This window comes from Ensifer sp. LC384, assembly GCF_001695865.1.
Lineage (GTDB): Bacteria > Pseudomonadota > Alphaproteobacteria > Rhizobiales > Rhizobiaceae > Ensifer.
Window position 1 is genome coordinate 63,467 of the sequence record NZ_MBST01000021.1, and the last position, 24,010, is coordinate 87,476.

The 24,010-nt window shown below is 59.8% G+C and carries 15 protein-coding genes and 3 pseudogenes; 10 read left to right on the forward strand and 8 right to left on the reverse strand.

The window, feature by feature from the left end; translation table 11 throughout:
* Positions 1–49 precede the first annotated feature (49 nt).
* The 4 genes from BC363_RS17240 (at position 50) to BC363_RS17255 (ending at position 3,187) form a co-directional block, all read left to right on the forward strand.
* Entirely contained in the window at positions 50–1,006 is a 957-nt protein-coding gene (locus BC363_RS17240; RefSeq protein WP_065783781.1) for a LysR family transcriptional regulator, read from the forward strand.
* Between the two features lie 31 nt (positions 1,007–1,037).
* The gene (locus tag BC363_RS17245) at positions 1,038–1,910 is read left to right on the forward strand and encodes an autoinducer binding domain-containing protein (RefSeq protein WP_244519901.1); all 873 of its coding nucleotides are present in this window, start codon (positions 1,038–1,040) and stop codon (positions 1,908–1,910) included.
* 720 nt (positions 1,911–2,630) lie between these two features.
* Positions 2,631–2,909 carry a CopG family ribbon-helix-helix protein gene (locus BC363_RS17250; RefSeq protein ID WP_065783783.1) on the forward strand — a complete coding sequence of 93 codons (279 nt, stop codon included), beginning with the start codon at positions 2,631–2,633 and terminating at the stop codon, positions 2,907–2,909.
* Complete coding sequence (locus tag BC363_RS17255) at positions 2,897–3,187, forward strand: type II toxin-antitoxin system RelE/ParE family toxin (RefSeq protein WP_065783785.1); 291 nt, start codon at positions 2,897–2,899, stop codon at positions 3,185–3,187. The genes BC363_RS17250 and BC363_RS17255 overlap by 13 nt, the downstream gene beginning before the upstream one ends.
* Positions 3,188–3,323: 136 nt before the next feature.
* On the opposite strand, the pseudogene BC363_RS17260 reads toward BC363_RS17255, so the two are convergent.
* A pseudogene (locus BC363_RS17260) lies at positions 3,324–4,324 on the reverse strand (IS30 family transposase).
* A gap of 65 nt (positions 4,325–4,389) precedes the next feature.
* Between BC363_RS17260 and BC363_RS35985 the strand changes: the two are divergent.
* A pseudogene (locus tag BC363_RS35985) lies at positions 4,390–4,503 on the forward strand (lactoylglutathione lyase); the annotation flags it as partial.
* Positions 4,504–4,731: 228 nt separating this feature from the next.
* On the opposite strand, the gene BC363_RS17265 reads toward BC363_RS35985, so the two are convergent.
* From BC363_RS17265 to BC363_RS17280, 4 genes are all read right to left on the reverse strand, one after another.
* Complete coding sequence (locus tag BC363_RS17265) at positions 4,732–5,424, reverse strand: sigma 54-interacting transcriptional regulator (protein WP_065783786.1); 693 nt, start codon at positions 5,422–5,424, stop codon at positions 4,732–4,734.
* A 164-nt stretch (positions 5,425–5,588) separates the two neighbouring features.
* A complete protein-coding gene (locus BC363_RS17270; protein ID WP_244519903.1) occupies positions 5,589–8,588 on the reverse strand; it encodes an AsmA family protein in 3,000 nt (999 codons plus the stop codon).
* A gap of 319 nt (positions 8,589–8,907) precedes the next feature.
* Complete coding sequence (locus BC363_RS17275; RefSeq protein ID WP_065783788.1) at positions 8,908–9,603, reverse strand: response regulator transcription factor; 696 nt, start codon at positions 9,601–9,603, stop codon at positions 8,908–8,910.
* Positions 9,600–11,039 carry a HAMP domain-containing sensor histidine kinase gene (locus BC363_RS17280; protein WP_065783790.1) on the reverse strand — a complete coding sequence of 480 codons (1,440 nt, stop codon included), beginning with the start codon at positions 11,037–11,039 and terminating at the stop codon, positions 9,600–9,602. Before BC363_RS17280 ends, BC363_RS17275 begins: the two co-directional genes overlap by 4 nt.
* Before the next feature lie 379 nt (positions 11,040–11,418).
* Here BC363_RS17280 and BC363_RS17285 point away from each other — a divergent pair, with 379 nt between their 5' ends.
* The 4 genes and pseudogenes from BC363_RS17285 to BC363_RS35990 all read left to right on the forward strand — a co-directional run.
* On the forward strand, positions 11,419–18,297 hold the full coding sequence (locus tag BC363_RS17285; protein ID WP_065793317.1) for an autotransporter outer membrane beta-barrel domain-containing protein: 6,879 nt from the start codon (positions 11,419–11,421) through the stop codon (positions 18,295–18,297).
* Positions 18,298–18,374: 77 nt separating this feature from the next.
* On the forward strand, positions 18,375–18,866 hold the full coding sequence (locus tag BC363_RS17290) for an invasion associated locus B family protein (RefSeq protein WP_244519904.1): 492 nt from the start codon (positions 18,375–18,377) through the stop codon (positions 18,864–18,866).
* 78 nt (positions 18,867–18,944) lie between these two features.
* Positions 18,945–19,388: a hypothetical protein gene (locus BC363_RS17295; protein WP_065783794.1), complete on the forward strand. Its 444-nt coding sequence runs from the start codon at positions 18,945–18,947 to the stop codon at positions 19,386–19,388.
* Positions 19,389–19,472: 84 nt separating this feature from the next.
* Positions 19,473–19,610 (forward strand): annotated as a pseudogene (locus BC363_RS35990) (IS3 family transposase); the annotation flags it as partial.
* A 109-nt stretch (positions 19,611–19,719) separates the two neighbouring features.
* On the opposite strand, the gene BC363_RS17305 reads toward BC363_RS35990, so the two are convergent.
* From BC363_RS17305 to BC363_RS17310, 3 genes are all read right to left on the reverse strand, one after another.
* A complete protein-coding gene (locus BC363_RS17305; RefSeq protein ID WP_065783799.1) occupies positions 19,720–20,730 on the reverse strand; it encodes an IS30 family transposase in 1,011 nt (336 codons plus the stop codon).
* Between the two features lie 473 nt (positions 20,731–21,203).
* Entirely contained in the window at positions 21,204–21,395 is a 192-nt protein-coding gene (locus BC363_RS35995; protein WP_244519905.1) for a LuxR C-terminal-related transcriptional regulator, read from the reverse strand.
* Positions 21,396–21,427: 32 nt separating this feature from the next.
* Positions 21,428–21,874 (reverse strand): response regulator transcription factor, encoded by a 447-nt coding sequence (locus BC363_RS17310; protein ID WP_244519906.1) that lies wholly within the window; start codon positions 21,872–21,874, stop codon positions 21,428–21,430.
* A gap of 1,028 nt (positions 21,875–22,902) precedes the next feature.
* On the opposite strand from BC363_RS17310, the gene BC363_RS36000 reads away from it, so the two are divergent.
* A complete protein-coding gene (locus tag BC363_RS36000) occupies positions 22,903–23,088 on the forward strand; it encodes a hypothetical protein (protein ID WP_065783801.1) in 186 nt (61 codons plus the stop codon).
* Positions 23,089–24,010: the final 922 nt, after the last annotated feature.

The following is a 24,010-nucleotide window of genomic DNA, read 5'->3' on the forward strand; positions in this document are numbered from 1 at the left end:
ATGATCTGCGCCCTTGCGGATTACCTTGCGCGGATGCAGAGGAGAGGGAATGGAACTCCGCCAAATGAGATGTTTTGCGACGCTCGCCGAGGAGCTTCATTTCGGCCGCGCGGCGGCGACGCTGTCCATGGCTCAACCCGCCCTCAGCGTGCAGATACAGGCGCTCGAGAAGGAGCTCGGTGTCCAGCTTCTCATCCGCTCTACGCGTCGCGTGCAATTGACCAAGGCCGGCGAAGTCTTCTACGAGCGGTGTATCCGTGTTCTCAAGGAGATCGAAAACAGCTCCGCGGTTGTTCAGGCCATTGCCGGCAAGGATGTCAACCGCATCACGATCGGAACCATCTACCCCGCGACCTTTGGTGTTTTACCGCTTTTTCTAAGCAAGCTCGGCAAGCGATTTCCGGATATCCAGATCCACATCAGCAGCGGGTCCACCGATGCGATCATCCGCGATCTTGAAAAGGGCCGCATCAACCTTGGCTTCATCCGACCGGTCGAAAACATTGGATCGCTTCGTTGGCAGAGCTTCGCCAACGAACGCTATCTTTTGGCGGTGCCCCTTGGCAGCTCGCTGGCGACGGCGGAAACCGTCACAATGGGTGATCTGAAACGGGAGAGGATCATCTCCTTTTCCCGCGCGAACCTGTCTTACACCGAAAAGTATTTCTTCGAGCAGTTCAGAAAGCATGGCCTTCTCGATCACGTCGCCTATAGCTGCGACGACACGCTCTCACTGGTTTCGCTCGTTTCAGCCGGGATTGGCGTGGGCTTCGTTCCGGAATGGACGAAGGATTTGCCCAATCGGTCGTTTCAGCTTCGCGAAGTGGAGGGGGTGGATTTCACGATCGGCATGGGGCTCGCCTGGAACAAGGAAGACCCCACCGCGAACCGCGACGAGATCGTGGAAATTGCCCGCACGCTCGCAGCGGCATCACGATCGCTTAGGCCTGTGGGCGAGCATTCCCGGAAGAAGCACCACCAAGCGCCTTCTGCCGGCGCATGGTGAGTAGGTAGCCAAGTGGCAGCGGGGAGGCCACGTGAGGTTTGGCGACGACTCTCGTCGGGCCCTCATGTTGAAGGAGAGCAGCGGCAAGAGCGCAGCTCGCAGCGCGTGCGGGTCTATGGCAATGCGCCACCGACCAAAGGTCCAGAATGTTGCTGGGCCAAGCATTCAGCAAGACGAGAGGGCGAAAAAGGAGGAGAAAGTGAAGACTTGGTTTCAGAAGCTAACCGATGTTTCCGCCGTGGCGTGCACCAAGGAGATGTTCAACGAGGCGCTCATCGAGCTCGCTGGAGAACTCGGCTTCGAGTATTACGCCTACCTTAATCTTCAGCCGGTCGGAACATTCGCTGTGTCGAATTATTCACCCGAATGGCAGGATCGGTATTTCTCCAAGAGCTTCAATGAGATTGATCCCGTGATCCAGATTGCCAAGGCCACGATGAGAGCGTTCACCTGGTCTTCCGAAAATTCAAGGACTGTTAGATCGAGGCGTGTTCGGCAGTTTTATCTGGATGCCGCTGGCTTCGGCATTCGGTCGGGCATCACCATTCCGGTTGCGACTGCGTTCAGACGTATGGCAATGCTGACCATTGCCTCGCACAAGCCGTCCCTTTCGTTGAACCGAGATATCGATCCGGTCGCAGCCGCGACGGCGGTCGCTCAGCTTCACGTGCGGATCGAGCAAACGGAAATTGAACCCACGGCAAAACCGAGCATCCGCATGACCGCCCAACAGGCGCTGATGCTCAAGTGGTCGTCCGAGGGTAAATCCATGAGAGAGATCGCCACCATCGAGAACATGACCTATGCGAATGTGAACTTCCATATGAACAACGCTCGCAGGAAGCTCGATGCCGGTACGCAGGCGCAGGCGACGGCACTGGCAACGAAGCTGAAGCTCATTTGAGGCCAAGCGCATGCCGGCGAGCGCCTGCAGACGATGACGCTGCGTGATATTGGTCAGCAGCTGGCTGTGATGTAGAGACTTGTGAGGCTGTTTGAAGCCTCCTATACGTTTATTCCGTCGCTACTCGCGGCAGATTGTCGAGCGGTCTCGGCGAAGCGTCTGCGCGATCTCCGCCTGGCTGATCTTCTTCTCATGCATCCGCGCAATGACGCGGTGTGGAAATTCACTTAACAAAACGCCCGAAACTGTTCAGACAAACCGAGCCACCTCTCGTTGGTCAGGGCCGGTAGATGAGGGCAGGAGGCGAAGGCGAGGAGCCAGCCGCTTGTCGCGTTTGGTGCGAACCCTCGAACGAGCGGCGCGGCTTGCCGGGGGTAGGCTTTCCGGTTCCCGGCCGTTGGCCGGCACTATGTTGAAATTCCTTCGGCGACCCTTTTAACCGGTCAAGCCGCGTGCGAACTGGTTCCGGCAGCGTTGCTGCCGTTGCCTGGTGCGCTCATTCTTTGTCCCCTAGGGGCAAGCGTCTGCGACAGATGCCTTCGTCGCATTTCACGAGGGTTGGCTATTCGACCGGGGAATGGCCCGGTCGGCAGTTCTATGTCGTTCAAGGCAAGGGAATTTGTCGGTCGTTCGGCGCGAAGGTTCAGCTGGATCATAGACAGGCGAAATGACAGAGCCTATATTAGCGCCTGGTATTACCTTTAACTAAGGAGGGCTGCCATGGCATCCCCGACCTCGCTCAAGCTCGATGATGAGCTAAAAGGCCGCGTTCAACACTTGGCCGAAGTCCGCCGCCGATCGTCTCACTGGATCATGCGTGAAGCGATTGCGCAATATGTGGAGCGAGAAGAGAAACGAGAGGCATTGCGACACGACACGCTGAACGCGTGGGAGGAATTTCAAGCGACCGGCCTTCATGCCACTGCGGACGAGGTCGAAAAATGGCTATCCACGTGGGGAACGGACGACGAGCGTGCCGCGCCTGAATGCCACAAATAGTCTTCTCTCCAGCAGCTGTTCGTGACCTTGAACGCCTTCGGAAATTCTTGCAGCCCAAAAGCCCATCCGCAGCCAAGCGAGCGGGTGAAGCCATTCTCAAGGGTGTGCAAGCACTTGGCGCACATCCCAATATGGGGCGCCTCATTGACGATCTGCCTGATCAATATCGAGAGTGGCTCATTGATTTTGGAGACAGCGGATACGTCACGCGCTACCGTATTGATGAGGACATTTTGACAATCCTCGCCGTGCGCCATCAGAAAGAAGCTGGCTTCTGAGAGTGCCGCCGTCCGCGTCTTTAGGCAACTGGCCCTGTGCAAGCATTCTCAATGCTGGGCTGAAACAGGCTATGCATGTTCACGTTTTTTGGAGAATCTAATCCAAGTGCAACAATGACGAGTGGAGGGTAGGGGATTACCCGCAATCGCGCAAATGGGCCATGAAGACCTCGGCGGGCGTGCGGTAACCAAGGCACTTCCTCGGCAGTGAATTGAGATGGTGGGCGAGGGCGACCAGTTGCGGCTGGTTGACGGCGGACAGGTCCGTATCGCTCGGCACAAAGCGACGGATGCGCTTGTTGGTGTTCTCGACCGCGCCTTTCTGCCACGGTGAATTCGGATCGCAAACCAGCTCCTGGCGCCGAGTCCATCTTCCAAAGCCTTGAAACCGCGAAACTCGGTACCACGGTCGAAGGTGAAGCTCTGCCGGGCAAAGGCGGGTAGCGGTGAGAAGGCATCGATGATCTTGTCGATGAGCGGACGAGAGTGACGGCTGCCATTCTTGATCATCACCGTGTAGCGGCTCTTGCGCTCGACCAGCGAGGTGACATTGGCTTCACCAAGGTCGCGCCGGAAGATCAGCAGATCACCCTCCCAGTGGCCGAACTGAGAGCGATCGGCAATGAAATCAGGGCGTTGGCTGATCCTGCAGTCCAACGGGATCGAGCCGTCACGGGGTTTGCGGGAGCGGCGTGGGCGGCGCTTGCGACGGCCTTCTGGCAGATGCTGATAGAGCTCCAGCGCATAATCTTCCTTGCCATAGATGAAGCGATAGATCGTCTCGGTGCAGACACGGACGGCGCTCACGCCATCGGCGAGCAGGCGGCCGGCGATCTGTTCCGGTGACCAAAGCGCCTCCAGCTGCTCGATGACCAGTTCGCGTAATTGCGGGTGGCGGCTGAGCTTGCGCAGCCGTCGCCGACGCTCCTTCGAGATGTCGTTGGCGATACCGCTGTAATAGCCGCTGTATTCCGGAAACTCGGCATCATGAAAGGTATTGCGCTTCAGTTCACGATAGATCGTCGATCGATGCCGACCGAGTTGGCGGGCGATCTCACCGACAGGAACTTTGCGTTCCACGAGCTGATGCAAACGTCGTCGATCGGAAAGGGTGAGCTGCGAATAGCTTCGTGACATCCCAAAATCTCCAAGGGGAAACCATTGAAATCATTGGCATGTCGCACTTCAAATTAGAATGTACCGGCAAGATCGTCGATTTCAACCGCGACGGCGGCCTGCTCGCCCGTTTCTTTTTCGTCACCGATCCTGACGGTTATCGCATTGAAGTTCTGCAGCGGCATGGTCGCTTCAAATAATTCGCGACCGTGAGGAGGAACGACCGGGAAGGCGCCCTTTAAAACGGGGGCCATCATGATAACAGTCTGCAATGCAAGTGGCTTTCGCGCCGGCTCATCAAGCGCCGCACGACGGCGCCCCTGCGTCTGCGCGACACGAAATTTGCTCGCTCGACACGTGGCAAAGACAAACATGAGGCTACTTCTTTAGTTGCTACTTGTCCCATCCTGAAAAAAGCTCTTACGGGATTATAGGAATCTCCGTTTGATACCAAATTGATCGAGTTTCCGGTAGAGCGTAGGTCGCGAGACACCGAGCCGCTGGGCAGTCTTGCTGAGATTGCCATACTCGGCCCTCAAGGCACTGCAAATAGCTTGGCGCTCCGCATCTTCTAGGCTGAAGGCTTGCGCCTCCACCACTACCCGTTCGTCCTCAGGGATCGCCGCAGGCTTCGCGGGCTCGGTTATATCAACAGGAAGATCTTCCAGTCCAACATTTCCCGTGTTTGAGAGTAACTGAAGCCGTTCGACCAGGTTGCGCAACTCGCGCACGTTACCCGGCCAGGAGTAGGCAAGCAGGGCGTCCAGCGCCTGGTTCGAGAACCGCAGCGGCGGGCTTCCCCTGCGATCCGCCATTTTGCGATTGAAATGCTCGATTAGGAGCAGGCTGTCGGTGCCGCGATCCCTCAGCGGCGGGACGCAGATGGAGACGGTGCTGATCCGATAGAAAAGATCTTTGCGAAAGCGGCCGTTTGCGACCTCCACCTTGAGGTCGCGGTTCGTCGAGGCGACAAGCCTCACGTCCACAGGCCGCAGCCGGCTGTCGCCCAGCCGGTTGACTGCACGCTCTTCCAGCACACGCAACAGGAAGGGCTGCATGTCCAGCGGCATCTCGCCTATTTCATCGAGGCTGAGCACGCCGCCGCTGGCGAGCTCGAACACGCCGGGTTTGCCCTCCCCTCTGCGCTCTTGCGCCGGCGTTGCGGGGGAACCGCACGGACGGCAAGTTGAGGGCAGCCTTCAGAGCCGGAGAAGTGAAGACGCCGTCAAAACTACGCCATCTCAGCGCCCGGGAACTGCAACAATCCGGACCCTGCGATGGTTCTCTATTGGAGAAGCCGGTTGAACAGATTTCCCAACGTCCCCGCGTCATGATCGGACTGCTCCGCTCCAGGGACCGGTTGCCTGGCCGCCGGTTCGAGAGTAGCGGGGTCTTCGTCAGCTTGCAGGTCCGGCGGCGCCTCGTCGCTCTGCGCCACATTGCCGTCAATGATCTCCTCGATGGAAGGTTGGTTTCGCTCGCCTTTGAGGGTCTTGTCGATGGCGCCGCCGACGACGTCGCGCAAGGATCCTCCAGTCGCTTTGTCGGAGAGCAGGTCATCGATCCGCAACGTGTCGGTCGGCAGTCCGAACTTCTTCAGTGTCGCCAAGGCAGCGGTGGGGTTCTTCAAAAGTCCCGACAGATCGGGATATATGCGAGGACGGGCAAAGGGCCCCTCGATCAGGACCGGAACTCCGATTCCGTCAGTTGAGATCTCGGCGCCCTGTCCATCCAGCGATGCGACCACCCGCGGATCGAGCCGAAACTTCATCTGTCCGTCCGCAAGATTTGCCTCCCCGGTCCCGTTCATGCGCACAAGCGGGCCGATAAGCTTGATATCCTCCGTTCGTGCAACGCCGCTATCAATGGCGAACGAGGCATCGAGCTCAGTGAACCCTGTCGCTTGGCTTTCATTCTGCTTGAAGCCCGACGACATCAGGCCAACGAGGTTGTTATAGGCGTCGGCGATGTCGATGCCGCGGATGGCGCCATCGGAAAACCGGACATTCGCGCTGCCTTGAAGCGATTGTTTGAGTGTGCCAGTCGTGCTGCCAGCTCCCGTTATGTCGAGCCTGGCCTGCAGCGAGCCTTCAAGATGTCTGAAGTTTGCCATGTCGGTCAGAAGCGGCGCCGCCGAAGCGCCCGCGATCGAGGTGTTTAAAGCAATCGACGGTTCGGGCCCGGAGCCGTCGGCCCTCAGGCTTGCGGTAATATGGCCGCCATAAAACGGGCTTTCAGGAAGGCTGAGACTTGCAACTCCATCGGCAACGGTAAGAGTGGTTGCCACCGGCCCTGCAAATACGTTGCCGTATCCAAGTTTATCGGCGTTTACCCTAATCGATGCGTCGATCAATCCAAGCGAGGAGAAATCCAACGGAGCGTTGGGCGCAGGACCATCTCCCTGCGCCTTCGATTGAGGTGATGGCGAGCGCGTGCCGGCGAGGCGCGCAAAATCCAGCTGTGCGAACTTGAGGGCGCTGGATATCTTCAATGGTGTCGTGAATTGGACAGATCCACTCCCGGTCCCCTCGACACCATTGACGGACAAAGTGGCACTTTCGAACTGAACGCTCGCCGGGCTCGCGATGACTTCACCGTTGAACGCAAATAGGTCGATATTGTCCGGGCCGCTCTGTCCAAGCCAGCCAAGGAACCCGCGAACGTCCGCTGTCGAAAAAATCAGCTTGCCGGCATAGCCGTTTGGAATGGCCGCTTTGCCATCAAGCGAAAGAGCCGCTCCCGGCATACGCATGTCAAGCTTCAGGGGTATTCCCCCCGAGTTGAAGTCCCCGGCCAAGAGACTGCCTAACGGTAGCTGCAAATCGACTTCGGCAGATTTGCCGCGCCAGGCCAGGCTGCCCGACAGACGCCCCGGTTTTGCAACGTCATCGATCCTGAGTGCCAGCTTCTTAATCTTGACTTTGCTCAACGAGGGATCGGCGACGCCCGGCGCGTTGAAGGTCGCGCTGTGCAGGCCCAGGCTGCCGGTCATGTTGATTGTTTTTCTCAGGGCATCCCCCGAAAGGCCGCGAAACGCGAACCGGGTATCGATCGTGACGGACCCGGTCAAAGGAACGGATTGCCCGGTCAGATTTGCCACTTTGGCGACATCGAGCCCGCTGCTGGATATGCGGCCCTTGAAGGTCGGCTCAACCTCGCGAATATCGGCAGAGATATTTGCCGCAACGCTGCCGGCATCGATGCCGAGATGTTCTATCCTTGCCGAAACCAGCCCGTCCTTTAGCGTTGCCGCCAATGCAACGTCTGATGCCGCGATATCACCAAGGACAAGATCCCTGATGTTCACGCCGATATCGGCATCGAACCCGGTCAGAAGCTGCAAACCCGTCGAAGCGCCCGACTTCTCCGATTTCGCGTTGGGTTGCGACGATGCCGAGGTAGTAGCCTCAATAAATGCGCTCAGGTCCAACCGTTCGGCGTCGATGTCAGCGAGAAACCGCGGGCGATTGCCGGGTATGAAGAGTGCGTCGAGCAAAAGCGGTTCGTCTCCAACGAGCAGTTTGCCTCCGCGGATCTGGTAGCTGCCATTGGTGTTGAGGTCGACTTGTCCGGTGGCCTCGAATGCGGAGAACCCGGGGGCGGGGGCCGGATCCGCCTCGAAGGAAAGGCTCAGGTCAGCTGGCTGTCGTTCAAGCAACGGGCGCACGGAGGAGATCGCGAGCGTCATCTGGTAGCGCCGTTCCTCGATACGGGCGCTCGCCGAAAGGGAAAGTTGATCGTCGATGTCGGGTACTGCGAGTGAAAGGTCGATATCGGTTATGACCTGCTTCGCACCAGCAGTGCTTTGCTGTCTCAAAGTCCCACTGACAACCGAGACCGAGTCGATTGCACTTCGCTCCAGGAAAGTGACAAGCGCGGCAAGCGGATCGCCTGGTTTGGCTCGGCCCAACTTGCCGCCTTCTGTGGGCGATGCTTTGCCTGTCTTCTCGTGCAATGTGATGATCGGCTGAACCAGCCTGATCTCCTTGATGTGCAAGCGATCCGACCAGAGGGAGGAGAGTGTCACTGAGCCCGCAACCTCTCCGATTTCCGCTGCGACGCCCGCTTCTTCGCTCGAGAGCACGACAGTTTCGGCAACCACCGCCATATGCGGGAATACGGACAGCCTGACGGGGCCTTTCAAGACAATTGAGCTGCCTGTTGCAGTCGAGAGCTTTCGGCTGAGTTCGGCGCGCATCCAATCGCTCGAAACGAAGCTGGGCAAGACGAGGATGGAGGCGGCAATGAGCGCACCGAACGCGAGAAGGCCAAGGAAGAATCGCATTATATGTCCCCGTCGCGAATACAACTGATTCGTTATCGTTTTCCGGGGTGAAAAGATTTGCAACTGCCGGTGGACTTGTCCCGGTATTATGGAGCAAGTGATCTGAGTTGTAAGCGATATGGCAGGGAAAGTGGCAGCGCGCCGCACGCCATGTCGGACGCGACCGCGAGGCGGCAAGGACGGCGGCCGTCTCTTTCCTGACGCTCTGACTCCGAGTTGTTCTTAGGTCGAAACAATGCGACCGAGCTCGCAGTTCGGGACTCTTGTCAACACGCGAGAGTTCGTCGAACGCGAACGTACCCGATCTCGCGTGGGATCCTCATTGCACAACTGTCGGGGCTGTGAACGTATAGCCCACCCCATAGACCACCTTTATCGGCACATTCAGGTTGGTCTGCTCGCCTATTTTTCGGCGAAGGCGACTGACGACAGCATCCAGATGCCGGTTGTCGAAATGGGTTCTGGGGCGGGCAATGGTCTCCGCCAGTTCCTCGCGCCCGCAAATGCCACCGTCATGTTTGCAGAGCGTCCTGACGAGCGCGAACTCGGTTGCCGTTAACTTGAGTGAGCGCTGGTTCGGCGCAGTGAGAGTCCAATTTCTGCTGTCCAATGCCCATTTGCCTGAGGTGCTGTCCGTATGATCAGCTTGATCACCCGTTCGTCGCAACAGACTACGGATCGCTGCTTCGATCTCCCGCAAGGTACTGTGCTTGACGAGATAAATGTCAGCTCCACTTTCAAAGCCTCGAATACGGTCGTCACCGTCGCCAAGAGCTGTGAGCATGATAATCCCGCAGCGATAGGCCGCACGGATTTCGCTGGCCAGATCGAAACCATTGCCATCAGGCAGCCCGACATCGAGGATGATGACATCAGGTGGCTCATCATTTGCCAGTGCCCGACGCAGGCCTTCTGCTGTCGCAGTCCCTTCGGCCGTGAAACCGCACAACCCCAGGAAATCAACCAGATCCTTGCACAGCCGCTGTTCGTCCTCGACGATCAAAATGCGGGTCAAGTCATCAACTCCTCTTGCAGGGCGGGCTCTGTCGTTCTGCTCAACATGGGCACGCGCGCCACAGCCGCCGTTCCCCCTCCTTCACGGGGGAGCAGCTCCAATGTGCCGCCATGATAGGCCAGAAGCTTACGGGAAGAGTAAAGGCCAAGCCCGGTCCCGCTTCCGGCCTTGGCGTTGGAGGCTCGGAAGAAGCGGCGACCAATTTTGTGTGCCTCAGCTTTCGGAATTCCGATACCGCGATCACGGACCTGGATATCGACGAACGCACTTTCTGCCACGGTATCAATGTGAATGGACTGGTTCTCGGGCGAGTATTTGAATGCGTTGTCGATGAGATTGATGACGACGGTTGCCAGCATATCGGGATCGACGAAAATCGAAGTAGCTTCCCCGTCCGTCCTGAAATGCAAGCGTTCACCTCGCCCGGTCATTTCGAAATGGAACTGCACGTCGGCCATCAGAGATCCGATCTGTATCGATTGCGGTCGAAAGCCATTGTCGCGGTCGTTCGTCATGAAGCGATCGATCAGGGAGAACAGCCGGTCGAGCGCCTCGCCGATCCCGGTAAGCCGTTCCTTTGTCGCTTCACGCGATCTGTCGCCGACAAGGCCGATCATGTCGGCGGCATTGCGGATTACCGCCAGAGGGGTACGAAACTCGTGACTGACAATGCGCATGAAGTCGGCCTGCTCCTCACGAAGGGCGCGTTCGGCTTCAAGACTGACATTCAATTGGTTTTCCAGTCTCCGGCGCTCCACCACTTCCCGCGACAAAGCTTCGTTCTTCTCGCGCAGTGCCGCTGAAAGTCGCGAGCTGACCATGAAGAGCAGGCATGCAAACAACGCAATCAGGAACAGAACACCCTGCAACAGGTACCAAGCATTTCGGTTGTTGAGGACCGCGATGTCCTGGGCGATGGCCGGGTCCCAATACTCGATGGCGCTATGAATTATACTGGCCGCGATATACTCACCCAATACCGCAATCGTGATCCATCGCAAAAGCCAAGGCTGTGTCCGGTCACGCAGCAGCGCCACGGACATCACTGACATCATGACGACCGTAAAGAGGGTCGACGTGTGGATGCGGATGGCAAGGTTGCCCGGATCGACGGCGACGGCGATGCTCCAGGCCACGACCTGAAAAATCAGCAGCGAAATACCGATCCAGGTGTAGCGAGGTTGTCCCAGGAAGCGCGCCAGTCCTTCGGCGAGCAGGACCAGACCAAGTTTTATTACAGTGTTGTGCAGCACGATGGACCATGCTGCAGGCTGCTCCCCTCTCAAGATCATCAAGAGAAGCCCTATGGCAATGGCGGTAAACCCCGCAGCAAGAAACTTGAGCTCGTAGAGATGACGCCAGACAAAGATCCAGACGATCGCCTGCAGGCTGGCAGTCGCCAGATTGACGACCAGGACTGTCTTGAGGTCAAGCATTCTGGAGCATTTGTACGGTGTCCCCCTGCTGCTGCAAGTCACGCGATCGTGCAACCTATAGCTGGCAGGAGTCGAGCACAGGCGCAAGAACAATCAAGTGACGTAAGAATTTACAAGAGTTCAGCCGAATTGATCGATTTTCATCGATCGACAAATCCCAAGAGTGCTCTGCAGAGCGTCGCATGCAGGATTTGGTCAGAATTGAATCGTTTTGTTCGGTTGAATCTCCGCTGTTTGCCGCTTTATCGTTCGCGTGGTTGTGGCCTTGCAATTCTGGTTGAAGGAAGTCGCGTCGAGGATTTCGCGCAGATTGCGCATGCGACGAAGCTTGTCTCAAGGTCGGCAGGTCTTGTTCGCTTCACTTTTGGGGGCTCATCGCATGAAGCATGTCGTACGCACCGGAAAGATCCGGCAAGGATCGTCGCGCCGTTCATCCAGTTGCAGCGACCAGCCTGCAGTCCTGTCCGACCGAAACGCATCGCGTCTGCTGATGGTGTTGGCCTTGGGTCTCGCCGGCGCAACCGTGGCCGGCAATGCGTACGCGGGCTGCACCGGGTCCGCGACCCAGACAATCGGCCAGGTCGACTATGGATATACGTGGTCCGCCTGCTGGGGCGACAGTGGTGTCGATCACAACGATGAGAAGGACGGTGACCCAGGAGCGAATATAACGATCAACACCCAGGCCTCGTACACGGCCGGCGCAAGCCTTCCTTACACAGTGCCGTGGGAATCCGTCGGCGGCGTCATCATGACATATACAATGGGTGGCGCCGGCGTTGACGAGGGAAGCGCCGGCGCCGGCGGTTCCGTGACGATCACCAACTACGGCCCCATAACCCTGACGAGCTCGACAGATCCAGGCTCGATCGGCAGCTTGATTTCGGCAACGAGCTTCGGCGGCGACGGGGATGGGGATAACGACAACTACAAATCCAGCGGCGGGGCCGGTGGGGCGGGAGGCGCGATAACGATCACCAACTACGGGGCGCTGGCCGTAGAATCGCTCAACTCGAATACGGCCAGAGGTATGACCGGCATCTTTGCCGTGAGCAAGGGCGGCAGCGGCGGCGAACAGAATAGCGGTGCGGCGGGCGACCAAGTGGGTGGCAACGGCGGCAGCGGCGGCACCATCAACATTACCAACACCGGGCAGGTGAGCCTCGGCAGCGGGACCAACCCGCTGAACGGACTGGGCTATGTCTGGGGTCTTGCCGCCGAATCCACCGGTCAAGCAGGCGGCGACGACAACGGCGCGGGCGGCGCGGGCGGCTTCATCGATATCGCAAACGGTTCCTCCGGCAATGCATCCATCGGCGCGATCGGCATCTACGCGAACGACGCCGACAGCGTGCGCGGCATCTATGCGCTGAGCCAGGGCGGCGACGGCACGGATTCTCATGACTCGTCCGACAATGGCGGCGCCGGCGCAGACGGCGACCAGATCAATATCAGCATATATTCCGATATAACCGTGGTTGCCACCGGCGCCGGCGCGAACGAACTATCTGGCGGCATCGTTGCGCTCAGTCAGGGTGGTGATGGCGGCGCCGGCACGGAGTCAACGACCGGAGGCCGCGGTGGGAACGGCTCTGCCTTCGACTCGACCCTGACCCTCCAGTCAGGCGCCACTGTTTCGACCCAGGGCGACTATGTCGTCGGCGTAGCCGCGCTGGCTCTGGGCGGGCGTGGTGGCGACGGCGCAAACGGCGAGAAGGACAGCTCGGGCGGTAAAGGCGGTGCGGTCAGTGAGATTCAGATGAACGTCCACGGCGCCATCAAGACCGACGGCAACCAGGCCTACGGCGTGCTGGGCGGGAGCATCGGCGGCCAGGGCGGCAATGGCGGCGACGACACGGCCGTTGTCGGCACGAGCGGCGGCGGCGGTTACGGTGGCGATGCCGGGTCCGTCGGCGCGTATATGACTAGTGGCTCCAAGATCACGACAGTCGGGGATTTTTCGGCTGCGGTCACCTTGCATTCGATCGGCGGCGGCGGCGGTACGGGCGGCAACTTCACCGACGTGCTCGGCGGCGGTGCGGGCAATGGCGGCAATGGCGGCAGTGGCAACACAGCTACCATCAACAATGCTGGCGGAACGATCACCACCTCGGGTGATCATTCCTATGGCATCCTGGTGCAGTCGATCGGCGGCAGCGGCGGCACCGGCGGCATCGCCGACGGACTGACGCTCGAGCTGGGTGGCGATGGTGGCGACGGCGGGGAGGCCGAGACGGCCAGTGTCCAGAATTCCGGCGCGATCACCACCTCCGGCTATTCGGCGCACGGTATCATTGCGCAGTCGATCAGCGGCGGCGGCGGCGCCGCCGGTATGGCGGGCGGCATCCTGTCGATCGGCGGTTCCGGCGGCAGCGGCAACTATGCTAGCACTGCCGAGGTCCAGAGCTCGGGCGCCATCAGCACGGCCGGCGACGCGGCGATCGGCATCATGGCACAGTCGATCGGCGGCGGCGGTGGTTCGGGCGGCGGTGCGAAGGGCATCGCGACCGTTGGAGGTTCGGGCGGGGCTGGCGGTTCCGGCAGCCATGCAAACGTATTGCTGACTGGCGGCTCGGTCACCACGCAGGGTGAGATGTCGCATGCGATCATGGCGCAATCGGTCGGCGGCGGCGGCGGCAATGGCGGCAATGTGATCGACCTGTCGGTCGGTGTTCCGGCACTGGGTGTCGGCGGCACCGCCTCGGGCGGCGGTAGCGGCGGATGGGTCTGCGTCACCAATGAAAATTCCGGCGGCGATTGTTCTACAGGCTCTGGAATGCAGCAGGCAGTTACCATCGCGACCGAAGGCTCCGGTGCGCTCGGCATACTCGCGCAATCGATCGGCGGCGGCGGTGGTAATGGCGGCAACGCCACGGGGGGCGATGCCGGGCTCGGCAGCTTCCAGATCGGCGGCGGCGGAGGTGGTGGCGGCTACGCAAATACCGTGACCGTCGGCTTCGAGGGCCTCCACCTGACGACCCAGGGATCTCACGCCGCGGGCATCGTGGCGCAGTCGATCGGCGGCGGCGGCGGCACCGGCGGTTCCGCCAGTTCCTATTCCGCGGGTATCGGCTTCACGGCGTCGGTGGCTGTCGGCGGCACCGGTGGCTCCGGCGGCGCCGGCGGCGAGGTTTCCGTGGGCCTGACCGACAGCAGCATCAAGACCGGCCAGGGCGGCGGCGGTGTGACCGACGCGATTGGCGTGCTCGCGCAGTCGATCGGCGGCGGTGGCGGCAGCGGCGGTTCCTCGGTTGCCGACGCACTCACCGTGGCGGTGCCGACTGGCGAAGACGTCTCCCTGGCTATGAGCGTCTCCACGGCCGTCGGCGGTAGCGGCGGATCAGGCGGGACTGCCGAGGAAGTGTCGCTGACGCTGGACGGCAGCTCCGCAGTCTCCACGAAAGGTGCTTCGTCGCATGGCCTTGTGGCGCAATCGATCGGCGGCGGCGGCGGCAATGGCGGCAGTGCGTCGTCGATGGCCGCGACTGTCGGCACGGTGGACACCATCAGCGCCGACATCGGTGTCTCGGTCGGCGGCTCCGGCGGCAGCGGCGGCAATGGCGGTATCGTCAAGGTCGATCTCAACGACAGCGCCTCGGTGACGACGGCCGACGATTATGCCAATGCGATCGTGGTGCAGTCGATCGGTGGCGGCGGCGGCAATGGCGGCGTCGGCAGCGTCAACAGCAAGCAGATCGGTAGCGGCTTCAACCTGGCGGCAAATGTCGGCGTCGGCGGCTCAGGCAGCGGCGGCGCCAGCGGTGGAAACGCGACTGTGGACCTCGAGAGCGGCACCAGCTTGCAGACCAGCGGGTCCGGTGCTCGCGGCGTGCTCGTCCAGTCGATCGGCGGCGGCGGCGGTACTTCGCAAGGTGTCAGCGTCGGGCTGTCGGCCAGCGCCGGCCTGCCCGGCGGCGAGGAAGCCGAAGAATCCGAAGGGGGTAGCGGTGCTTTCTCCGCATCTGTCGGCGTTTCCGTTGGCCGGACTGGCGGCAGTGGCGGCACGGCGGGCACGGCCACCGTCACCACCAGGGGTAAAATCAATACCTCGGGCGCGGATGCGGACGGGGTGCTCGCGCAGTCGATCGGCGGTGGCGGCGGGCTAGGCGGCTCGGTAGGGCAGGCTACTTCTGACGATTCCGAGCCGCTCGACGACAAGGGTGACAGCGAATGCGCCAGCGATGACGGCGATGGACATGGCTACTGCTTCAACGTCAGTGTCGGCGCCACCATTGACGACGGTGGAAGTGGCGGGACGGCCGCCAATGGCAACACGGTCACGCTGACGCATGGCGGCTACATTGCCACCACGGGCGACTGGGCCGACGGCATCGTCGCCCAATCGATCGGCGGCGGTGGCGGTGCCGGTGGCACATCCACCGCATCCGGCAGCCAGGCAACAGCAAACATCACCGTCGGCATTGGCGGCAGCGGCGGTGCGGGCGGTAATGGCGGCACGGTCGACATCACCTTCGACAGTGACCACGGCACCGCCGGCATCAGTACCGCTGGTTATAGCGCCTATGGTGTACTGCTGCAGTCGATCGGCGGCGGCGGCGGCCAGGGCGGCGATGGTTCCGACAAGGCGGCAGGCAAGATCACCGTCGGCGGCGGTTTCGGCGGCAGCGGCGGCGCCGGCGGCAGCGGAGGCAAAATTACAGTCGGTGCGGGAAGTTGGCTCGCCCTTCAGACCAACGGCGACGATTCGATAGGCATCCTGGCCCAATCGATCGGCGGCGGCGGTGGTGTCGGCGGCGCCGGAAGCACTAAGGCGGCCCAAGAGGATGACAGCCATGCTATCGATCTTGTTGTCGGCGGCAGCGGCGGCGTCGGCGGCAGCGGCGGCGAAATCGACCTGAACTACGGCGGCGGCGTGGACACCTATGGCGACCGGGCGCATGGCATTGTCGCGCAGTCGATCGGCGGTGGCGGCGGCATCGGCGGCGCCGGCGAGGCCGACAGCATCGGCTCGCTCGTGGTCGGCGGCTCGGGCGGTGGAACAATAAACGGCGGCGTCGTCACGGTCGATCTAACCAACGACAGCACGATTCATACGCGCGGTCTGGCCGCCCATGGCCTCGTTGCCCAGTCGATCGGCGGCGGCGGCGGTATTGGCGGCACCGCCTCGGGTGCGCCGCTCTCCTACAAGGGCAACAGCCCCGGCAGCACCGGTGACGGCGACGATGTCTCCGTCACTGTTGACGGCAACATCACCACGTCGGGCGACTATGCCTACGGCATCCTGGCCCAGTCGATCGGCGGCGGCGGCGGTTTCGGCGGCAACGCGACCAGTGCTTTCATCGGCTCCAACGGCAATCTCTCGTCGGCCGGCAAAAGCGGCGATGTGACGGTCACCCTCGATGCTGGCAGGGCTATCCAGGCGACCGGCAAGGATTCGATCGGCATATTCGCGCAGAGCGATGCTGGGACGAACAACAACGGCAAGGTCAATGTGACCGTCAAAGGTTCCGTGAACGGCGGCTCCGGCGACAACGGCGCCGGCATCTTGGTCTCGGGAGGCAAGAACAACCTGCTGACTGTCAATGCCGGAGGCAGCGTCTCGGCTGCTTCAGGGGTCGCCGTCAAATATACCCCCGGCAGGACGTCGCCCGCTGGCAGCGTCCTGACCGCATATAACTACGGCACGATCAGCGGCAGCGTGAAAGAGGCGAGCATTGAGGGCAACGCGCCGACCGGTAAGATATCCACCGACGGCACCATGCCGATGGCGGCCCGTTTCGGCGGCAGCATGGCCGTCTCCGTAATCAATGAGGCCGGCGGCCTGCTTACGGATGCGGAGATTTATGAGGCTGACGTGATGAATCTTGGCCGGCTGATGATCGGTCATTCCGGCGGCATCGACGCCACCAGAATCACTGGCGACCTCACGCAAGACACGGGTGGCATACTGGCGCTTACCGCCGACTTCGCTGGCTCGCGCATGGATCGGCTGACCATCGACGGTGACGCTAAGCTGGACGGCAAGTTCGCGGTGAGCGCCATCAGCGTCCTGCCCGACATCAGTCTGCCATTCCTCACCGTCGGAGGCACACTGGACCATTCGCTGAGCGCCCAGTCGGCAATCTTCGACTACGCCGTCACCCGGGCAGGAAACGAGCTGTCGGTTTCGGCGGAGTCGGCCCACTTCGCCGAACCTGGCGCCGCGCTAGACGACGGCCAGGATAGCGTCGCAGGTCACCTTCAGGAAATCTGGGATGCCGGCGGTGGCTCCTTTGGCACGCTGTTCGGCACGCTCGGCTCTCTCGCCGACGGCGATGCGGGCAGCTATGGAGCAGCGCTGTCGGACATGTCGCCCGGTGTCTCCGGTGCGGCTGCGGCCGGCAGCATCGCCATGACGCAGCAGCACCTCGACCTCTTGCTGAGCTGCCCCATGTTTGCCGCGGGCACCTCGTTCCTGACGGAGACGGAGTGTGGCTGGGCTCAGGCCGGCGCACAGACGCTCGACCAGAAGACCAGCGCCAGCGTGTCGGGCTTCGACACCACGACCTATGCCCTGCAAGCCGGCGCCCAGGTCGAGGTGTCGCCGAACTGGTTCGTCGGCTTCGCTGGCGGCTATGACCGCAGTTCCATCCGTGGCGACGACGGCCGGGTCAACGCCGACGGCGACATCCTCTACGCCGGCGCTTCGCTGAAGCACCAGAGCGGCCCCTGGCTGCTGTCGGGTGCCGTTGCCGGCAGTTACGGTTGGTACGACAATACGCGCACGATCCGGATTCCTGATTTCGCCGGCCAGGCCGAAGGCGATCCGGAGGTTTACAATGTCAGCACCCGCGTGCGCGCAGCCTATACCTTCGCGCAGGATCCTTACTATGTGCGGCCTCTGGTGGACTTTGACCTGATCTATTCGCATGCCAATGGCTATCGCGAGTCGGGAGCCGGCGCCCTCGATCTCCTGGTCGATGATGCCGGCCAATGGAGCTTCCACGCCACTCCGGCCATTGAAGTCGGTACGCGTGTTGACGTTAACGAGACAACGGTCATGCGGGCATTCGCGGCCGCCGGAGTGAGCTTCAGCAGCGCAGATAGCTGGGATACATCTGCACGGTTGGCCAACGCGCCCGCCGGGATAGGCACGTTCGGCAGTGAGGTGCCGCTGGCCGACGTGGTGGGGCGACTGACCGCCGGCGTCGATCTGGCGAGCGACAACGGCTTCAGTTTGCGCTTGAACTACCAGGGCTCGTTTTCCGACACCTACACAAGCCACGGCGGCGCGTTGCGCCTGGGTTATAAGTTCTGAGGGAGACAGGGGCCTTGAGACAGTGCTTATCACCGTGGTTCCGGTCGAATCGGACAGTCTTCGCTACCTTCTGCCTGGTGGCCCTGGCCATTGGCGAAACGTTCGCGCAGGAGCACGCCACGCTCCCGGGCCGGGCGTCCTCTCTGCAGGAAAGCTACGCGGACTGGATCGTTAGCTGCGTGCAGAGGAAGAACAGGCATTGTCTCCTCATGCAGCAACAGACACAGCAGAACGGACAGCGGCTTCTGGCCATCGAGATAGCAGCCGGTGGCGATGGGAAGACTGCGACCGGTACACTTGTTCTGCCCTTCGGGCTCGCACTTGATGCCGGCGTATCGCTTCAGGTCGATGAGAAGTCTTCGGAGGCACCTGTGCGTTTTAGCACCTGTCTGCCTGCCGGATGCGTTGTGCCGCTTAGCTTCGACGGCGCAGCCCTTGCCGAACTGCGGACTGGAGCGGTGCTCAAGATGATGGCCAAGACTGCCAATACCAACGAACCGATCTCGTTGTCGGCTTCCCTGAAAGGCTTTTCCGCTGCTTTCGATCGGGTGACAGCTCTGATGAAATGACATCTGCGGTGCGTCGCGGGGGCGGACCGTCTTGCTCCATCTTACTACAGCTTGCTTCCAATCGTCTGGCGGATAACGATGCGCACTTTGAACAAATTCATTTCCAAAACCATCAAATGGTTTCTCATTGTTTTCGGTTTGGCGACCTGTGGGCCATTGCCGTTCGCGCTCGACATCAAACTCATCACACCGATGCTCGGTGGACTTGTCGATTTCACCCCCTCCAGCGTACCTGCTTTGCGACACTGGGGAATCATGATCTTCGGAATTGGCGCGCTAATGGTGGTCGCGGGGTTCCGTCCGTGGTTACGATTTGAGACCATGGTGTTCAGCACCTTCGAGAAGGCATTTATGGTCTATCTGTATCTAACTAATCTCGGGGAGCCTTGGATAGCAGGTTATTTTGCTGCCTTCCTTGTCGATTTCACGGTCGTCGCGTATGGCGTCCTGTACTTCGTCAGTGCCAAGGGCCGGCCCAGCCGCTGGACTCAGGTCTGCCCCCTGAAAAGTGGTCCTTCTTGAAGTATGGCTTATAAGCCGCAGAAGGACATTGAAATGGTGGCGAAAAGACACAAGGCGGAAGAGATCGTCACGAAGCTTTGTCAGGCATGCACTGTTCTTGATCAGCATCGTTCCACGCAGCGCAAAGTCGCTAAGATAGCGGATGATAAGGCGGCATTGACCGCCAGCATCACAGCGCTCGCCCACAAATATGGCCGATATGGCTTTCGCCCCATCAAGGCGAAAGCTGCACCAGGCGGGCGTCAAGCGGGTCGGGTGGGCTGAAGGTTCCGGCGGGTCTACTATCAGCCTGTGAGTTCATGGCGAACCGCGACCTGCGGGCTTCGAGAGCCTAACCCGTGCGCCTGATCTGGGCGAGGAGTTTCTGGCGGAAGACTTCGGCCGGTGTTTTGTAGCCGAGGCATTTGCGTGGCGTTGCGTTCAGGTGATTGCAGATATCGGTGAGATCGCGATCACTAAGGGACAGAGGGTCGACCTCTCTCGAAAGCCATTTCCTCGCCCGTCCGTTGGTATTTTCGACCGTGCCTTTCTGCCAGGGCGATTGCGGGTCGCAGAACCACGTCTGCGTTCCGATGCTTGCCTGCAGGTAGGGCCAGTCGGTGAATTCCGTGCCGCGATCAAAGGTGATCGAGCGACGGGCGAGGTGGGGCAGGGATTGTAGCACCTGGATCAGGCCATCCATCACAGGCCTCGATTGCCGGTCGTTGTTGCGCAGCAAGACGGCAAACCGGCTGACGCGCTCGACCAGCGACGTTACGTTGGCCTTTCCGAATTTCTTGCGGAACTGGATGAGATCGCATTCCCAGTGCCCGAACTGTTTGCGCTCGGCGACGACGTCGGGCCGGTAAAGAATATTGACATCCGGGCTGAAACGCCTGCCATGACGGCGCCTGGCGTGCCGTGGCCGGCGTCTGGCACGATGCTCCGGCAGATGTCGCCACAACTTGATCGCATGGCCGTCCGACGAATAGGCAAACTTGTAGATCGTCTCATGGCTGACCGAAATCCGATGCCGCTCCAGCCGCAGCCGCCCGGCAATCTGTTGCGGCGACCAGCCATGCATGATGCGGTCGATGATGGACTGACGCAGAACAGAGAACCGCACAAGCTTGCGCAGTTTCGCCCGACGCTCAAGCGCCATCGCATCGGCGGTCACGCAGTAGTAGCCGTTGAAGTCTGGCATCTCACGATCCTGGAAAGCATTGCGCTTCAGTTCGCGGAAGATCGTCGAGCGATGCCGTCCAAGTTTCTCGGCAATCACATCGACACTGATGCCCGCCATCCGCCAACGGCCGATTTTGCGCCGTTCATCCATATCGATCTGGGAGTAGGTACGCTTCATGGGCCATTCCTTGCAATTGATAAGCCATTGTTATCTATCGCATGTCGCACTTCGAATTAGAATGTACCTGGCTACAATAACATATCGCATAATACTAATTATGGAACTTTAAGTCACGAGTATCGCTGCGTTCGTTCGGGAAAATATGCACCAGTGGATAGTAAGTATCTGGTATTGGTGCATTTTTACGGTTGCCACGCGAATCGTCATGGAGTCTAAGCACCCCATCCTCCGCGGTCCTTTTCGACCTGGACGCCCTGGCATTCCCGGAATTACGGCCGCGCATCGCCGCACTTCAAGTTCTTCTCGCTGCGAAAAAGCCATCGGAGACGCCGAAGAATGGGAAAACGTGCAAAGCGGTTTTCTGCCCCTATCTCGCCGGAACCGGTCACGATGACTCAGTGGCACATACATGACCACCCGCCGCATCCGACGGGAGAGACGGCGAGCGACCTCGTTGGGCCAAGAACGGTTCATTTGAACCGCCCGGACATCCCCCGGTTGGCACCGCCATCAGCAATCACGTTCAACTTCTGGGCGGCAAGTACAACCTCGACGCGGTTCCGTGCGTCAAGCTTCTGCATCAGCATGGTCATGTAGTGTTTCACGGTCGTCTCGCTGATGTCGAGACAGGCGGCGATCTCACGGTTCGTGCTGCCGCGCATGAGATGGCGAACGATCTGTTCCTCACGCAGGCTCAGGCGCTTTTGCGCTTGGGTACGACGGCGAAGGTCTTCATGGCCATCATGACCTTGGTGGCAAAGCCGGCAGTGATGAATGTGTCGCCGTCATGCACAACCCGGATCGCTTCATGCAGATCATCGGCGCCGCTGCCTTTGAGCACATAGCCCGTAACGCCATAGTTCAGCGCTTGGATCGCTGTTTCAATGCTCGAATTTGCGGTAAAGACAATAATCCGCGTAGCTTGATAGTTCTGCCCGATCCGTTCGATGGCGGCCATGGCGTCGCCGGGCATGCTCAGATCAAGCACGAGGACATGCGGCGAAATTTCTTCAACAATTTTCAAAGCATCGACCGCGTTTTCGCCCTTGGCGACGATCTCGAGGTCACTTTTTCCAGAATATGAACTAACCAATCCCTCCAGGAGGATCGGGTGGTCAACAAACGCTACTGACACCGGCATGATTGTTGCGCTCCTTCCGCAACAATCACGATAGTTGATCAGCAATACATTTCAAAGCGAACGCTTAATAACCAGTTAATTTGAGGGGTCACAGGATGTGTTCCAGGCCCAAGGGCTGGTAGTTTTTTTGCGAAGGACTCAAGCCTATGTATATGTTGCCGCCATGGCGCGCGGCCGAGGTAATTAATAGGCAATTCAGTTACTTGCCTCATCCATCTAACCAATATCCTCGAACGGGCGATGCGCAATTCGCCGTGCGCTACCAACCGCCTTTGCCGCAAGGCCTGAGATAGACAAGTGCCGTCCTGCTCCCAAGATACACCCCAAAATGGGTAGTTTCATTCAGGCTTTCCCACCTCATTTTGATCCTCCGGGGGTCCGAGGCCGGTGGTGAACTGTCAGTTGGACTTCAAGCGGCGCGGCCCGCTGATGATCAGCTCCGGCGTTCTTTTTCCACCGCCCACGCTCAGCCTCGTAGAAGGCGAACCTCGCGAAGGTCTCGCGGATCGCTGGCACGTCGTTGACTGACATGACGAAGTGTCCATGAAGTCGCGCCAAGCGCTCGGCCAATAGGTTAGGCGACAATCCAGAAATATAGCTTGGAACCGCTTTCTAAGCCAGGTGAAGCGGCGGTTTTATTTGCGGATACATGGAAATCCGCGCGAAATCGACGTATAATTACATTTAATTCTTTTGCCCCACATGGAGTAACCAACCAATGCTGCAAGAACAAAAAGGCTTTGAAGAGCGCTTATTGAACTGGGCTATGACGACTTGGTTCCGGTGTTTAGGGCCGCTGTGCAGCAAGGTGCACAAGCCATGCTTGGCGTACACAGCACAGCTGTGCTGGCCGCCCTTGCAGGCTATGGATTGCCCGAAGTGCCGGTGACGAAGAGCACGCAACGCGTTCGGAGGAAGCGGCGGAAGAAAACAACGGCCTTTTAACGGCTTGCGCGCTTTTAACGCACCCTTGCCACGACCTGGGCGGCTTATGATGGCATTCGATAAAACACTAATGGGTGAACAACATGTTCAGCCGATATCACCACAATGCTCCCGAAAGGCGATCGTCAGCCGCATTCCCTATCAGCGTCCTACTCCTCGCAATATTCGCCATCTTCGTCTACTTGGCGATCGGTGTGCTGCTGGACGAAGAAACCCAGACGGTCGTATACACGCCGCAGATAACGGATACGAACTCGCCGCGCCAATGACATCCAGCAGCGGTTCTGCTTGACGCTGGGCTAACGGTCGCTCGATCCGGCGTTGACGGAAGACTCGTTTTATCGTTAAAAATCAAATACCTAACGAATGTTGTGCGCAGCGATGCGGGGCCGCATACGGACAAAATCGATGGCCTCCCCTCGATTGGCGCACGTTCAAAGGCTGGAATGTGCCACATTGCGCGTTGCGCGCGCCTTTTTCAAGATTGCACGATCGCGGGAAAAGTTGGAATGCAACTAATCTGCCCCACGGGAACCAAATCCACAATCGCCCGTTATAGGGGGAGAAGCACGACCGACGCGAGCGTGACCGGCTTTGATGAGGAAGTTTCCCCAGCAGGGCATGAGAAGCGCGGGAAGTTGCCCACTTCCCGTAAGCCCTTGCCACTGAGCAGGGATGCGCGATGAGACCCATTCGTATCCCTGCCGTTGTTTTTCCGTCTGGTCAAGCGCTGCGAGGCAGCGATAAGAGGACATGGCATCCGCTGCTGCGGCTTCGTCGTCCCTTAAAGCATTGTTTTCAAAGTGTGTTTTTTGCAGCAAACTACACGGTTGCTCGGTGGCTGCGATTGGCGAGTTTTGTGCGCTGCGATTAGCTTGGCAGACAGTCGCCCTTCATACCCAGCCTCCTTTTTCATGCCATTTTTCAGGAGGCTATTTTGGCAAGAAAAACACTGCCTTATCTGCGTGGCAAGCCCTCCAATGCACAAGCAACGCCGCCAGAAAAAGGCCCCAATTTCTAGCCCCCTGCCATGCCCCTTGGGGGAGTGGGTTATGCTTGGCTGTCCAAGGGCTAGGAAGTGTGGACTCTTGGGATTCCCAAGGCTGAGCAAATCAGATTCAAGACTGTCTTTTGGAGGCAGTCATGGGTGTTTTGGATCGTCTGATGCTGCGGGACGAGCAGTGGGAGCGG

What these genes read in the sequence shown, in the direction of transcription:
- BC363_RS17240 (WP_065783781.1), top strand. Translation starts at nt 50, where the DNA reads ATGGAACTCCGCCAAATGAGATGTTTTGCGACGCTCGCCGAGGAGCTT.
- BC363_RS17250 (WP_065783783.1), top strand. Translation starts at nt 2,631, where the DNA reads ATGGCATCCCCGACCTCGCTCAAGCTCGATGATGAGCTAAAAGGCCGC.
- BC363_RS17255 (WP_065783785.1), top strand. Translation starts at nt 2,897, where the DNA reads ATGCCACAAATAGTCTTCTCTCCAGCAGCTGTTCGTGACCTTGAACGC.
- BC363_RS17270 (WP_244519903.1), bottom strand. Translation starts at nt 8,588, where the DNA reads ATGCGATTCTTCCTTGGCCTTCTCGCGTTCGGTGCGCTCATTGCCGCC.
- BC363_RS17280 (WP_065783790.1), bottom strand. Translation starts at nt 11,039, where the DNA reads ATGCTTGACCTCAAGACAGTCCTGGTCGTCAATCTGGCGACTGCCAGC.
- BC363_RS17285 (WP_065793317.1), top strand. Translation starts at nt 11,419, where the DNA reads ATGAAGCATGTCGTACGCACCGGAAAGATCCGGCAAGGATCGTCGCGC.
- BC363_RS17295 (WP_065783794.1), top strand. Translation starts at nt 18,945, where the DNA reads ATGCGCACTTTGAACAAATTCATTTCCAAAACCATCAAATGGTTTCTC.
- BC363_RS17305 (WP_065783799.1), bottom strand. Translation starts at nt 20,730, where the DNA reads ATGAAGCGTACCTACTCCCAGATCGATATGGATGAACGGCGCAAAATC.
- BC363_RS35995 (WP_244519905.1), bottom strand. Translation starts at nt 21,395, where the DNA reads ATGCGCGGCAGCACGAACCGTGAGATCGCCGCCTGTCTCGACATCAGC.
- BC363_RS17310 (WP_244519906.1), bottom strand. Translation starts at nt 21,874, where the DNA reads ATGCCGGTGTCAGTAGCGTTTGTTGACCACCCGATCCTCCTGGAGGGA.
- BC363_RS36000 (WP_065783801.1), top strand. Translation starts at nt 22,903, where the DNA reads ATGTTCAGCCGATATCACCACAATGCTCCCGAAAGGCGATCGTCAGCC.